Origin of the sequence: Xenorhabdus khoisanae (genome assembly GCF_001037465.1) — a bacterium.
Taxonomy (GTDB): domain Bacteria; phylum Pseudomonadota; class Gammaproteobacteria; order Enterobacterales; family Enterobacteriaceae; genus Xenorhabdus; species Xenorhabdus khoisanae.
This window is the reverse complement of record NZ_LFCV01000151.1, coordinates 16,283-30,355: the sequence shown is the minus strand read 5'-3', so window position 1 is coordinate 30,355 and position 14,073 is coordinate 16,283. Positions and strand designations below refer to the sequence as shown.

At 43.3% G+C, this 14,073-nt stretch carries 13 protein-coding genes; 1 reads left to right on the top strand and 12 read right to left on the bottom strand.

Annotated features, from left to right (window positions below; genetic code table 11):
- Window positions 1–425: 425 nt before the first annotated feature.
- The 11 genes from AB204_RS18275 to hutI all read right to left on the bottom strand — a co-directional run bounded on the left by AB204_RS18275 (window position 426) and on the right by hutI (window position 12,709).
- Window positions 426–701 (bottom strand): YfcL family protein, encoded by a 276-nt coding sequence (locus AB204_RS18275; RefSeq protein WP_047964812.1) that lies wholly within the window; start codon window positions 699–701, stop codon window positions 426–428.
- A gap of 22 nt (window positions 702–723) precedes the next feature.
- Window positions 724–1,275 (bottom strand): elongation factor P hydroxylase, encoded by a 552-nt coding sequence (locus AB204_RS18270; protein ID WP_047964811.1) that lies wholly within the window; start codon window positions 1,273–1,275, stop codon window positions 724–726.
- A 22-nt stretch (window positions 1,276–1,297) separates the two neighbouring features.
- Entirely contained in the window at window positions 1,298–2,098 is an 801-nt protein-coding gene (locus AB204_RS18265) for a sulfite exporter TauE/SafE family protein (RefSeq protein WP_047964810.1), read from the bottom strand.
- 79 nt (window positions 2,099–2,177) lie between these two features.
- Window positions 2,178–3,263 carry a chorismate synthase gene (gene aroC / locus AB204_RS18260; RefSeq protein WP_047964809.1) on the bottom strand — a complete coding sequence of 362 codons (1,086 nt, stop codon included), beginning with the start codon at window positions 3,261–3,263 and terminating at the stop codon, window positions 2,178–2,180.
- Window positions 3,264–3,524: 261 nt separating this feature from the next.
- Window positions 3,525–4,460: a 50S ribosomal protein L3 N(5)-glutamine methyltransferase gene (prmB, locus tag AB204_RS18255; RefSeq protein ID WP_047964808.1), complete on the bottom strand. Its 936-nt coding sequence runs from the start codon at window positions 4,458–4,460 to the stop codon at window positions 3,525–3,527.
- A gap of 225 nt (window positions 4,461–4,685) precedes the next feature.
- Window positions 4,686–6,050 (bottom strand): amino acid permease, encoded by a 1,365-nt coding sequence (locus AB204_RS18250; protein ID WP_047964807.1) that lies wholly within the window; start codon window positions 6,048–6,050, stop codon window positions 4,686–4,688.
- A gap of 92 nt (window positions 6,051–6,142) precedes the next feature.
- Complete coding sequence (gene hutH, locus AB204_RS18245) at window positions 6,143–7,675, bottom strand: histidine ammonia-lyase (protein WP_047964806.1); 1,533 nt, start codon at window positions 7,673–7,675, stop codon at window positions 6,143–6,145.
- A gap of 14 nt (window positions 7,676–7,689) precedes the next feature.
- Window positions 7,690–9,369 (bottom strand): urocanate hydratase, encoded by a 1,680-nt coding sequence (gene hutU / locus AB204_RS18240; protein ID WP_047964805.1) that lies wholly within the window; start codon window positions 9,367–9,369, stop codon window positions 7,690–7,692.
- 287 nt (window positions 9,370–9,656) lie between these two features.
- Window positions 9,657–10,391: a histidine utilization repressor gene (gene hutC / locus AB204_RS18235; RefSeq protein WP_047964804.1), complete on the bottom strand. Its 735-nt coding sequence runs from the start codon at window positions 10,389–10,391 to the stop codon at window positions 9,657–9,659.
- Between the two features lie 49 nt (window positions 10,392–10,440).
- The gene (gene hutG / locus AB204_RS18230) at window positions 10,441–11,400 is read right to left on the bottom strand and encodes a formimidoylglutamase (protein WP_047964803.1); all 960 of its coding nucleotides are present in this window, start codon (window positions 11,398–11,400) and stop codon (window positions 10,441–10,443) included.
- A gap of 19 nt (window positions 11,401–11,419) precedes the next feature.
- Window positions 11,420–12,709: an imidazolonepropionase gene (gene hutI, locus AB204_RS18225; RefSeq protein ID WP_047964802.1), complete on the bottom strand. Its 1,290-nt coding sequence runs from the start codon at window positions 12,707–12,709 to the stop codon at window positions 11,420–11,422.
- A gap of 184 nt (window positions 12,710–12,893) precedes the next feature.
- On the opposite strand from hutI, the gene smrB reads away from it, so the two are divergent.
- Window positions 12,894–13,436: an endonuclease SmrB gene (gene smrB / locus AB204_RS18220; RefSeq protein ID WP_047964801.1), complete on the top strand. Its 543-nt coding sequence runs from the start codon at window positions 12,894–12,896 to the stop codon at window positions 13,434–13,436.
- A gap of 22 nt (window positions 13,437–13,458) precedes the next feature.
- Here smrB and sixA read toward each other — a convergent pair whose 3' ends face one another.
- Window positions 13,459–13,941, bottom strand: coding sequence for a phosphohistidine phosphatase SixA (gene sixA, locus AB204_RS18215; protein WP_047964800.1), 483 nt, complete (start codon window positions 13,939–13,941; stop codon window positions 13,459–13,461).
- Between the last annotated feature and the right edge of the window lie 132 nt (window positions 13,942–14,073).

Below are 14,073 nucleotides of genomic sequence, written 5' to 3'. Positions count from 1 at the left end.
CTCTAATTGCGTATCCATATCGATATTTGTTTATTAATTCAACTTACTTAATTAGCTAAGAAAACATTCTATTTCCTATCCTGTTTTATCATTACTCTAACACCCATTAACCCCCTTAAAGCATATTATATTTTTATATTATTTTAACGTCATATGGAAAATTATTCTAAGACAATGGAAAATAGCGAATTAATTTTCTATTTAATATCGATTTTATTATATCCTATATATTAAATCCCAAGTAACTGTACTCTATATTCACTATAAAAAGATCAATAAGAATTGGATTTTTGCTATTTATTCTAATTATTGAGAAGCACCACGAATTTTTTTGTAATCGTAGATACCCAATTACCGCGGACCATCAGAAAAAAATAAGGGCTACATAAATAGCCCCCTGTTAGAATTATTTCTGTATCAATGAATTAAACTTTCGCGCTATCCAGCAGTTTCTGCCAAGTTGCCAAAACTAAAACTTGATCTGGCGGGGCCAGTTCTCCCGCTTTAATCGCTTTATGGACACTTTCTTCTACACGTTGATGAAGCTGTTCAACGGTATTTGCCCCTTCTTGCTCTAATTCAGCAACTGCCAACGTTAAATGCCCACGGAGGTATCCACCAGCAAATAATTCGTCATCACTGGCATGTTCAACCATGTCATCAATTTGCGCCAGGATGCGTGTTTCAAACTCTGCGAGCATTATTTTTTCCTCAAAATTAATTTCAATTAGCAAAAGGATCTTCCGGATAAGGAAAATGTTCTGCTTTTAGTGGAGGCGTATTGTAAAACGATTGCAGACCTTGAATAAAGCTTGCTGCTCGTGTGGGTACTCCATTTTCAAGGTATTGCATAACTTGCCCATGCACTTTTCGCTGAAAGGCAAAGCGATCAGGTTCAAAATCCCCTTCGAGGTTGTCACAACTAATATTAAAGGGGAAACCCGCCGCAACACAGAATAACCATTCCAACGACTGCGGTTTGATTTCCACTTTTTCAAATTCTCCCTGTGTTTGAGCATCACGCCCATCAGGGCAATACCAATAACCAAAATCGACCAGTTTGCGGCGTTCTTCACCCGCAATACACCAATGCGAAATTTCATGTAATCCACTGGCATAAAAACCATGGGCAAATACAATCTGGTTATAGCTCACTTCATCATTCGCTGGCAGATAAATCGGTTCATCATCACCTTTTATCAAGCGAGTGTTATAGTCACCGCTAAAGCAATTATTAAAAATTTCAATCAGTTGTTGATAATGATGTGCAGTCATGTATTAGTGCAATATCCTAAAATCAAAAATAAAATGCCAACCAAGAGCGAATAGTATCTCCATGATGATCATAGAGAAGTTTGATGCTCATCAAAAAAGATATTGTTACTAACATTGGACGGATCAGTTTTTGCCCTTTGCTCAGCACTAAACCAGCACCTAACCGGGCACCTATCATTTGCCCTATCAGCATCACACAACCCACCAGCCATAAAACCTGACCGCCAATAATAAAGAAGCCTAAGGCTCCAATGTTAGAAGCAAAGTTCAGTACCTTGGCATGGACTGTCGCTTTTGCCAAATTGTATCCACAGAGCATGATATAACATAGTGCGAAAAAAGATCCCGTTCCCGGCCCAAACACACCATCATAAAAACCGATTCCACACCCTGTGAGGCAACCAAATGCAATCGGGCCAAGGCGACGTTGCCGATCTTCGGCTCCAATATTGGGCACCAATAAAAAGTAAAGACCAATGAGCATTACCAAGATCGGCAATAAATAACGCAGAAAATCCGGTGACACGAATTGAACCAGCAAAGCACCCAACATGGCTCCGATTATTGTCATGAAGATAGCAAAACGCTGGGAGCGCCAATCCACGACTTTACGACGAATAAAGTAAAGGCTGGCAGAGAACGAACTGCCTACAGCCTGAAGTTTATTCGTCGCCAATGTTTGAACAGGGGGAACACCTACTGACAATAAAGCGGGAATGGTTAATAACCCTCCCCCACCGGCAATGGAATCAATAAATCCCGCAACTACCGCAACCAAAAAAAGAAAACCGTAAATCTCAAGACCCAATGATGACCATTCCATTATTCATTTCACCAGAAAACTGCTTGCCAATTATTACGATATCTTTCGGTATCAATCGAAGTACGTATCAGTATCCTCACTACCAACGCGGAAGCGGAGGTATCACGTCAGCACATTGCGCACGCTGACGCAGCAAATGATCCATCAACACTATCGCCATCATGGCTTCTGCGATAGGGACAGCACGGATACCCACACAAGGATCATGGCGGCCGCGGGTCACCATATCCACTTCTTCTCCCTGACGATTGATTGTTTTGCCTGACACCATAATGCTGGAAGTTGGTTTCAGGGCGATATGAGCAATAATCGGTTGGCTACTGCTAATCCCACCTAAAATGCCGCCAGCATGATTACTGGTGAATCCCTGCATTGTTATTTCATCACGATTTTCACTGCCACGTAAGTTAACAACACCAAAACCGTCACCAATTTCAACGCCTTTCACCGCGTTAATACTCATCAAAGCATGAGAAATATCTGCATCCAGACGGTCAAAAACCGGCTCTCCCAATCCCGCAGGAACATTTTCGGCAACTACCGTGACTTTCGCACCAATAGAGTCGCCTTCTTTTTTCAGTGCTCGCAGTAATTCATCAAGTTGAGTCAATTTACTCTCATCAGGGCAGAAAAAAGGGTTCTGTTCGACCAGTTCCCAATCTTTCAATTCGCAATGAATATCACCCATCTGAGTCAGGCAGGCACGAATAAGAATGCCATGTTTTTCAAGCAGATATTTTTTGGCGATCGCTCCTGCCGCAACGCGCATAGCGGTTTCACGAGCTGAGGAACGCCCACCGCCACGATAATCACGCAACCCATATTTCTGTTCGTAGGTATAATCAGCATGTCCCGGGCGGAAAACATCTTTAATCGCACTGTAATCTTGTGAGCGTTGATCGGTATTTTCGATTATCAGGCCAATGCTGGTCCCTGTCGTTACGCCGTTAAAAACCCCCGAAAGAATGCGAACCTGATCAGGCTCCCGACGCTGCGTCGTATAACGGGAAGTTCCGGGACGACGTCTGTCTAAGTCGATTTGTAAATCAGCTTCTGTGATAGCAATGCCCGGAGGAACACCATCCACAATACATCCCAATGCGATTCCGTGAGATTCACCAAATGTGGTAACACGAAAAAACTGCCCAATACTATTGCCTGCCATTCCTACCCTGCCATCATTATTTATGAGTTGAAAATGAGATCAAATAACAATAACTTACCCAATGATCAAAACCTATCTTATTTCATCAATTTTATTGTCCTTTATACCTTTTATCTTGCAAGCTGGCTGTGATTATCCATCCCGGCCATACAATTAATTGCAGGCCGGGAACTCATTCTGTTACCGTTGTGCTATAACTTGAAATCTATCGGGTATCGTTTAATAGAAAATCTGTTTTAACCATTCGATAACTGAAAAATATCAGTCTTTGAATTGCTGGAAATATTCGTGATGCTCAACAAGCTGCTGGCGAGTCAGCACGAAAACACCATCACCATAATCATGTTCGAATGTCAGCCATTTGAATGGTACTTCAGGGTATTGCTCAATCAGGTGTACCATACTGTTACCTACTTCACATACCAGTATTCCATCTTCTGAAAGGAAATCCGGGGCAGTTGCCAGAATACGACGAACCAAATCCAACCCGTCAATACCTGCAGCCATGGCTAATTCAGGTTCATGATCGTATTCCTGAGGAAAATCACTCATATCTTCTTCATCGACATAAGGAGGATTAGTGACAATGATGTCATATTTCACCGATGGTATATCATGAAATAGATCTGAACGAATCGGGATTACACGGTGAGAAAGCTTATGATTCTCTATATTTATTTCTGCAACTTCCAAAGCATCAGAAGAAATATCAACAGCATCAACTTCGGCTTCTGGGAAGGCATGGGCACAGGCAATTGCAATACAACCGCTTCCTGTACAAAGATCCAAAATTGTCGATGGCTGACGTGAGATAAGTCCTTCAAAGTGGTTTTCAATCACATCTCTAATCAGTGAACGTGGAATCAAAACTCGCTCATCGACATAAAATTCATGACCACAGAACCAAGCTCGATTTATCAAATAAGCAACAGGAACACGTTCATTAATACGACGCAAGACAAGTTCCACGATGCGTTGACGCTCTGTTGATGTCAGGCGTGAAGCCATCATTGAATCAGGGACATCCATAGGCAAACGCAATGAGGGAAGAACTAATTGCAAAGCCTCGTCCCACGGATTACATGTAGTATGTCCATAATAGATATCCGATTCGCTAAAACGGCTGGTAGACCAACGCAACATATCTAAAATGGTACGCAGCTCTGCAACAGCCTCATCGACTAAAATCTTATCCAAAAAACACCTCCAAACAACAAAAAAGATATATCAACTCGTTAGTTTGCCATGATCCAGAATACAAATCAGCTTTCTTAGCACAGAGTTATTTTGGGATGAAATTGTATTCATAAAACAGCGTATTAAGAAAAAGAGTTTTCTAGGGAAGATAACGCGACTACGAATAAAATGTATTTGGAAAGACAAAAACAAACCACCCTATATACATAGGGTGGTATAAGAGGGTTAGCTATGACTTGGTTTTTTCACCCATAAATAATAGCTAATAGTCAGTAATACTATCCATACTATCCCTACGTATAATGCAATCCGGGTATTTGGAAAATAGCCCAATACGGCAATAACAAATGCCATAAATGCAATAGTCAGAGTTGGTGCTATCGGCCATAGAGGAACAGGAAATTTAAGCTGTTTTGCTTCTTCTGCAGGCATTCTACGACGCATCATGTACTGTGACAGCAGGATCATCAACCATACCCAGACAGTTGCAAATGTTGCGATTGAAGCAATGATTCCGAAAATTTTTCCCGGCAGAAAGTAATTCAAAACAACACCAAGCAATAAAACACCTGACATGACCAATACGGTTATCCACGGTACTCCATTTTTCGTTAATTGCGTAAAAGCAGCCGGTGCCTGTTTCTCTTGCGCCATGCCATACATCATACGACCAGCACCAAAAATATCACTGTTGATCGCTGAAATAGCCGCAGTAATCACAACAACGTTCAAAATATTCGCTGCTGAATCAATACCCAGACTGGAGAATATCTGCACAAACGGACTGCCGTTTTGTCCCACTTGATTCCACGGGTAAATGCACATCAGAACAAACAGGGTAAGAACATAGAACAGCAAGATGCGGAACGGAACGGCATTGATTGCCCGCGGGATAGATTTCTCCGGATTTTTCGCTTCACTGGCAGTGATGCCGATGACTTCAATACCGCCAAATGCAAACATAACGACCGTAAACGAAGCTATCACCCCTGCAATGCCATTTGGCATGAATCCGCCATGTTCCCATAAATTTGATAGACCAGTGACATGCCCGGATTCTTGACCGAAGCCATACATCATAATGGCAAAACCACCGACAATCATGGCAATAATCGCAGTGACTTTGATGATAGAAAGCCAAAATTCCATTTCACCAAATACTTTGACATTACATAAATTTATTGCCCCAATGAAGAAGACAATGCTGAGCACCCAAATCCACTGATCAACATGGGGAAACCAGAGTTTCATATAGATGCCAAATGCCGTGACGTCAGCGAGACAAACAACCAGCATTTCGAAGACGTAAGTCCATCCGGTTAGAAAACCTGCCAATGGCCCTAAATAATGAGTCGCATAATAAGAGAAAGAGCCCGGCTCAGAACGATGAACCGCCATTTCTCCCAATGCCCGCATGACCATGAAAACTGCGGCACCACCAATGGCATAGGCAAGCAATACCGCCGGCCCTGCTGCTTTAATGGCTTCTGCAGAGCCATAGAAAAGCCCCGTACCAATTGCCGATCCCAGTGCCATAAATCGGATGTGGCGAACACTTAACCCTCGTTTGAGTTGTGAAATGTTTTGCATGATTTATCCTTGTGTCTTTTATTATTAGATTGGGAAAGATAAATACTACGATAAGGCCGGATTTATCCGGCCTAAAAACGATGTGTTTGTGATTAATTTTCTAAGATCTTGCCAGCAGGCAACAATGCAGAAAGTCGCTGCTCAATCAACAGTTGAATAGCAGCATCAATATCTGGCGCGAAAAAGCGGTCTTTATCATAATATGCGACTTTATCACGCAAAATATGGCGGGCTTTTTCCAGTATTGTGCTGCTCTTCAATCCATGGCGAAAATCCATGCCCTGACAAGCTGTCAACCATTCAATTGCTAAAATCCCACGCACGTTATCTGCCATTTCCCATAAGCGACGACCAGCGGCTGGTGCCATTGATACGTGGTCTTCCTGATTGGCAGAAGTTGGCAGGCTATCAACACTGGAAGGATGTGCCAACGCTTTGTTTTCACTCGCCAACGCCGCCGCGGTTACTTGCGCAATCATAAAACCGGAGTTCACGCCGCTGTTCTCAACTAAGAATGGTGGCAACTGAGACATATTGCTGTCCATCAGCAAAGCAATACGGCGTTCTGACAAGGAGCCCATTTCTGCCAAAGCAATAGCCAGATTATCCGATGCCATAGCAACAGGTTCTGCATGGAAGTTACCACCCGAAATCACTTCATCTTCTTCAGTAAATACCAACGGGTTATCGGAAACAGCATTAGCTTCAACCAAAATGACATCGGCAGCATGACGGATCTGGGTTAAGCAAGCCCCCATCACTTGTGGCTGACAACGCAATGAATAAGGATCCTGGACCTTAGAACAGTTCTCGTGGGATCCAGAGATACCGCTTTGCTCTTCCAAAACCAGACGGTAAAGGGTTGCCACATCAATTTGACCTTTCTGACCACGCGCTTCATGAATACGCGCATCAAATGGCTTACGGGAACCAAGGGCCGCTTCAACAGACAGCGCACCACAAATAACGGCCGATGCCAGTAAATCTTCTGCTGCAAAAAGACCTTTCAGGGCAAAAGCGGTTGAAGTTTGGGTTCCATTAAGCAGCGCCAATCCTTCTTTTGCAACTAAGTTAATTGGTTTGAGTCCTGCTTTTTCCAGCGCTACTTTGGCAGGCAACCATTCACCGCGATAACGGGCCTTACCTTCGCCTAACAATAACAAGCTCATATGTGCCAATGGCGCTAAATCTCCTGACGCCCCGACTGAGCCTTTACTCGGAATACAAGGATAAACTTCAGCGTTAACCAATGTAATCAAGCTCTGAATAACGTCCAGACGAATACCAGAATAACCACGGGCAAGGCTGTTGATTTTCAACACCATAATCAAGCGGACAATTTCATCCGGCAGAGGCTCGCCTACCCCCGCTGCATGTGACAGTACGATAGAACGCTGTAGCTCTTCCAAGTCTTGCTCTGCAATGCGGGTGTGCGCCAGCAAACCAAAACCCGTGTTTATACCATAAGCAGTTCTGTTTTCACTGATAATGCGATTCACACAAGCAACGCTGCTTTCAATGGCAGGGAAACATTGTTCGTCCAAACTGATGTGAACAGGATGCTGATAAACATGGCGTAATTCTTCAAGCGTCATTTTTCCTGGATGAATAGTAATGTTTTTCATATCAATAACGCCTCTTATTTTGTATCAATCATTGGCAGGTTCAGTCCCTGATCTTTCGCACACTGGATAGCCAGCTCATAACCTGCATCAGCATGACGCATAACCCCTGTCGCAGGATCGTTATGCAGTACACGAGCAATGCGTTCTGCCGCTTCATCAGTACCATCGCAGACAATGACCATGCCCGAGTGCTGTGAGAATCCCATCCCAACGCCACCACCATGATGCAGGGAAACCCACGTCGCGCCGCCGGCTGTATTTAGCAAAGCATTCAGTAATGGCCAGTCAGAAACCGCATCGGAACCATCCTGCATGGATTCAGTTTCACGGTTAGGGCTGGCTACAGAGCCGGAATCCAAATGATCACGACCAATCACAATCGGGGCAGAAAGTTCTCCGCTGCGTACCATTTCATTGAAGGCTAATCCCAATTTGGCACGATCTCCCAAACCCACCCAGCAGATACGCGCAGGCAAGCCCTGGAAACTAATACGCTCTTTCGCCATATCTAACCAATGGTGTAAATGGGTATCATCCGGCAACAGTTCTTTTACTTTGGCATCAGTTTTATAAATGTCTTCAGGATCACCGGAAAGTGCCGCCCAACGGAAAGGCCCGATACCGCGGCAGAACAGAGGACGAATGTAAGCAGGAACAAATCCCGGGAAATCAAAGGCATGTTCAACACCCATTTCTTTCGCCATTTGACGGATGTTATTACCATAATCGAAAGTAGGTACACCCTGCTTCTGGAAAGCCAGCATGGCTTCAACATGTACAGCCATTGAAGCTTTTGCCGCCTGAATAACGACTTCTGGCTCAATATCAGCTCGGCGACAATACTCTTCCCACGTCCAACCCACAGGCAAATAACCGTGTAATGGATCATGTGCGCTGGTTTGATCTGTGACCATATCAGGACGAACACCACGGCGTACCAACTCAGGTAAAATCTCTGCCGCATTGCCGCACAAAGCTATTGATACTGCTTTACCTTCACGGGTATAGCACTCAATACGCGCCAGAGCATCGTCCAGATCAGTGGCCTGTTCGTCCACGTATTTAGTACGAAGACGAAAATCGATGCGGCTTTGCTGGCATTCTATGGTCAGTGAAGATGCACCTGCCAACGTTGCTGCCAGTGGCTGTGCACCACCCATGCCGCCCAACCCCGCAGTCAATACCCAGCGTCCGGTTAAATTGTCGTTGTAATGCTGACGCCCTGCTTCCACAAACGTTTCGTAAGTCCCTTGAACAATGCCCTGACTGCCAATATATATCCAGCTTCCCGCTGTCATCTGGCCATACATCGCCAGCCCCTTGGCATCCAGTTCATTAAAATGTTCCCACGTTGCCCAATGTGGAACTAAATTCGAGTTTGCAATTAATACACGTGGTGCGTTTTCATGTGTTTTGAAAACCCCCACAGGCTTACCTGACTGCACTAATAAAGTTTCGTCATTTTCCAGATTTTTCAGCGTCTCAACGATTTTCTCATAACAATCCCAATTTCTGGCTGCACGGCCGATTCCACCATAAACCACTAATTCGTTTGGATTTTCGGCCACTTCAGGATCAAGGTTGTTCATAAGCATACGGAGTGGTGCTTCCGTCAACCAACTTTTTGCTGTGAGTTGTGTTCCTCTAGGGGCACGAATAATTACGTTGCTGAATTTATTATTTTGTATCGTCACGGTTTTACCTATTTCATCGTTATGAATTTTGTTAATTGTATAGTTGTATATACATGTATATTCAATAGGCAAAAATGTGACGGAGATAAAGTTGACAGTATGGAGTAAATTATTATTTCTATAAAAATCAATAATATAACAATTATTTATCGGGTGATAAGTTGGCTGATTTTTTTGCTGGTTTTGTGTTTTATATCACATTTGCTTTACATTGCCGTCACAATCAATAATAAAAAACCTCTTTTTCCTTTTGGAGTTAAAGAGGTTTTTATAACCAAATAAGTGAGCTATGAACTAAAATGCCCTTTTAATTTATATCGATGTCCTGGAAACAATAGCTTGGCACTGGAAACAATGAACTTTTTCGACCAAGTTCGACGACTGATTAACAAACAAGGCGTATTTGCTTCAATTTGCAGTAATCGGCAAGAGCGAGCATCTCCTGCAACGGCTTCAACGATATGTTCCCCTTCTGTCAAAGGCGCTACTTGTGATAAGTAGTCATGAGCCGTTTGCCGACTAAAATCTTGCCTCAGATATTCCGGCGCAGCTTGAGCATTGACATAGCGATCTTCAATCTGCACAGGCAGATCATTTTCGTAATGCACAATGATGGAATGGTAGATAAGCGAACCTACAGAAATACCAAACTCCGCTGCCTGCGTCATATTAGCGTTGACTTCAGAAAGTTTCAGTACCTTGCAACTGTGCTGATGAGAGCGTGAAGCTATTTCATCCGCAATACTGTGGATCTCAAACAGCGCGGACTGCCCCTTAGGTTCAGAGACAAACGACCCCACGCCTTGCAGACGGAATAGAAAGCCTTCTGCTGTCAGCTCTCTCAGCGCCCTGTTAGCTGTCATACGACTACAGTTAAATTGCTTGACCAATTCTGCCTCAGAGGGAACCCGATCATGCGGTTTCCATTCCCCTGTATAGATTTTTTCAATAATCGCTTGTTTGACTTTCGCATACAAAGGCACTGGCTTGGCAAATGTATCTGATAAATCAGCCGTCACTATTGCTTCCTTCTTACTTTTTATTCACTTCATCAATTATTTACTTCACCAGTTATTCATTCCACCAGTGCACCAACTGCCACGCAAGACGGGCCGCTGCTTTTCCTCCCATACCTTGAATGTCATACAAGGGGTTAAGTTCGACCAAATCTACGGCTTGTAACTTTTTGCTCTGACAAATAAGTTGAACTAATGGCAATAAACGCTCCAGCGGAACACCCAACGCAGCCGGCGCAGAAACTGCTGGCATTTGCCAAATTGGTAACACATCCAAATCGATAGTCATATAAATAATATCAACTTGATTAATGATATTTTGTATTTGCTGCTGTACTTTGTCCATCATGGACTCAACACAATGAGTATCCCAAATAATGGTAACATCAAGGTGATTAGCCTCATCCAACAATGCTTGCGTATTCGACGCCAGACTGGCTCCAATACAGGAGTAATTAAACGGGCGTTGATGTTGCTGACAATAATGGGCAAGCTGTCGGAATGGTGTACCTGATGTGGGCTGCGATGCATTTCGCAAATCCAAATGAGCATCAAAATTAATAATACCTATACGTTGTGTCGGAAACGCGCGATAAATTCCCATTCCATGCGCAAATGCTGTTTCATGTCCCCCACCAAAAATCATTGTCTTCATATTATGTTGTAGGCAATGATATACCGCATCGCTAAGGGCATTTTGCGCCTCACTTAATTTTTCGGGATTGGCGCGAATATTGCCCAAATCCACCAGCCGATCATGACCATCATAACTAGCCAGATTAGCTAATGATTGACGTAAATATTCAGGGCCCAATTTCGCTCCCGGACGACCTTGATTAAGTTTGACTCCTTCATCGCACTCAAATCCCAATAGCGCAATGTGATGAGGAAATTCTTCAGGGGAAAAACTGGCTGGTTGTTTTATTGTCTGGAATATACGCAAAGCATTATTTGCTTCTGCAAGATCATTGCGCCCTTGCCAAATGTTTTCTGATGTTGGATGCCATAAATTCATTTTCTTTCCCTCGCCACCATTAATTATTGCTAATACTATTAGCACCAAAGTGATTCAAATGATCGTGACGCGTCATTTCTCCGCGATAAACACGATAAACCAATGGGTTATGTCCCAGTTCATATAAAATATCCACTGGATTGTGGGCATCCCAGACAACGAAATCCGCCATATAGCCAGCAGCCAATTGACCATGGCTATTTGCACGCCCTAATGCGCGAGCTGCATGAATTGTAACGCCTTGCCATGCCTCTTCTGGTGTTAAACCAAATTGTACACAAGCCATATTCATAATCAGACGTAAGGAGGCGAAGGGACTGGTGCCGGGATTAAAATCTGTCGAAATAGCCATCGGAATAGCGTATTCACGCAACAATGCGATAGGCGGACGCTGAGTCTCTTTCAGGAAATAAAATGCCCCAGGCAGCAACACGGCAACCGTTCCACTACGGCTAATAGCTTCAATTCCCTTTTCATCCAAATATTCTATGTGATCAACTGACAAGCCCTGGTATTCAGCAACCAGTTCGCTCCCTCCCCAATTAGAAAGTTGCTCAACATGGCCTTTTACAGGGATATTCAGACGCTTGGCTGCATCAAACAGACGTTTAGTCTGGTTGAGATTAAAACCAACAGATTCGCAGAACACATCCACGGATTCGAATAACTGCTTCCGCCAAAGTGTGGGAAGGATGGAATCACAAACTAAATCAATATAGGCATCAGGATTGTGTTTATATTCAGGTGGAACTGCATGAGCAGACAGCAGTGTTGGGCTAATTTCAATGGGGTTTTTCTCTGCCAGTGCCCGCACGACATTCAACTGTTTCTCTTCATTTTCCAGATCCAACCCATAGCCTGATTTCATTTCAATGGTTGTTACGCCTTCAGCAATCAACGCATTGAGGCGCTTCTGGGCGGATTTCTCCAATTGTTGAACCGAACTATTGCGAGTGGCGTTGACCGTGGAGTTAATTCCCCCACCTTTGGCGCTAATTTCTTCATAAGAAACCCCATTCAAACGCTGTTCCCATTCAGATGCGCGATTACCACCAAAAACAAGGTGAGTATGACAGTCGATCAATCCGGGTGTGATTAATCTCTGTTCCACATCGATAATTTTACAGTTGTTGGTTGGTACGCTATCTGTCGGCAAAATCGCTAAGATTTTTTCATTCCGAACAATGAGATCATGCTGATCTAACATTCCATAATTATTTTTGCCATCAATGTTATTAAATGTAGGGTTCATTGTGGCAAGTCTGGCATTACGCCAAATAACATCGGTATCTTTCAGTTCAATCGACATTATTATCGTCCTGTTATTTTTTCTTATTGATATCAGTTTTCATGTTGTATATACATTTATTTTATAACCAAACACGATTGTCAAATCATTTTGTGAACAACTTGTTACTTAAAACGATAGCTTCTAAGAAAAATCGCAAAAAATCAGGTACACTTACCGAAATTTGTGAGTGAATTAACGTGTAATGAAGAAGAAAAATCTACTAAACAAAGAAGACATCAGTCTATTCAGAACGTCTGTTGCGGGAACCCGTCGCATTGTTCAAGATACGGTTACCCATACCCCGAAAAGAAAAAAAATAAGCCATGTCGCCCCTGAGCGTCTTATGCAAGAGCAGGTTGATGCCAGTTACTATTTTTCCGATGAATTCCAACCCAATTTGGATATGGAAGGCCCGATTCGTTACATTCGGGAAGGTGCCAATCATTATGAATTAAAAAAATTACGCCGTGGAGATTATTCTCCTGAGCTTTTTCTGGATTTACATGGATTGACCCAATTGCAGGCCAAACAAGAGATTGGGGCTTTGGTTGCAGCTTGTCGCCGTGAACACGTCTACTGCGCCTGCATTATGCATGGTCACGGTAAACATATTCTCAAACAACAAACACCCTTATGGCTTGCTCAACATCCTGATGTTATCGCCTTCCATCAGGCACCCAGAGGGTGGGGAGGGAACGCTGCATTGCTCATTTTGATCGAAATGGAAGAATTCACGCAGCGTTAGTTAATTGATTCTCAGTATGAGATTAGAATTTGGCCGCTAGTTGTGCCGGGGAAGTTTGCCATAATAAATTCCCTTTTTCAGTCTGATTATCCCATTTCACACAAGCAATGCTGGATGTAGCAAACATCGGAGGAGTTTGCCCGGGGCAGAGATCAGAAACCAAATAACCGACCAACGGTAAATGGGAAACCACCAATACAGATTTGTGCCCTTGTATTGACAAAACTTGTAAATAACTGGCAACCAATGCTACATCACCCGAAGGCGTTAATTCGTCTAACACTTCCTCATTGTTAGGCAATGTCAGATATTCACGAACCACTTTTAAGGTCTGCTCTGCTCGGATATAAGGGCTGACCAAAACAGAATCAATATCAGGCTCTTGCTGCTCAAGCCAATAAGCCATTTTCTGTGATTCTATACACCCTCGAGGTGTAAGCTCCCGGGTTGCATCACTGATTGAATCTAAAGCAGCATCACCATGACGCATAATAAAAACATACATAATTCACCGTCTAGTTAATTGTGAACCAGCCTCAAGACAATACACAATCTGGCACTTCTTGAAGCAATCCATTGGTTATACGGTATTAAATAAGTTAATTTGATATTAACAAGCTAATGTTGGGTAAAAAAA

Coding starts and splice junctions, on each gene's coding strand:
- sixA (WP_047964800.1), bottom strand. CDS start 13,941: ATGTATGTTTTTATTATGCGTCATGGTGATGCTGCTTTAGATTCAATC.
- smrB (WP_047964801.1), top strand. CDS start 12,894: ATGAAGAAGAAAAATCTACTAAACAAAGAAGACATCAGTCTATTCAGA.
- hutI (WP_047964802.1), bottom strand. CDS start 12,709: ATGTCGATTGAACTGAAAGATACCGATGTTATTTGGCGTAATGCCAGA.
- AB204_RS18250 (WP_047964807.1), bottom strand. CDS start 6,050: ATGCAAAACATTTCACAACTCAAACGAGGGTTAAGTGTTCGCCACATC.
- aroC (WP_047964809.1), bottom strand. CDS start 3,263: ATGGCAGGCAATAGTATTGGGCAGTTTTTTCGTGTTACCACATTTGGT.
- AB204_RS18275 (WP_047964812.1), bottom strand. CDS start 701: ATGCTCGCAGAGTTTGAAACACGCATCCTGGCGCAAATTGATGACATG.
- hutG (WP_047964803.1), bottom strand. CDS start 11,400: ATGAATTTATGGCATCCAACATCAGAAAACATTTGGCAAGGGCGCAAT.
- hutH (WP_047964806.1), bottom strand. CDS start 7,675: ATGAAAAACATTACTATTCATCCAGGAAAAATGACGCTTGAAGAATTA.
- AB204_RS18265 (WP_047964810.1), bottom strand. CDS start 2,098: ATGGAATGGTCATCATTGGGTCTTGAGATTTACGGTTTTCTTTTTTTG.
- AB204_RS18270 (WP_047964811.1), bottom strand. CDS start 1,275: ATGACTGCACATCATTATCAACAACTGATTGAAATTTTTAATAATTGC.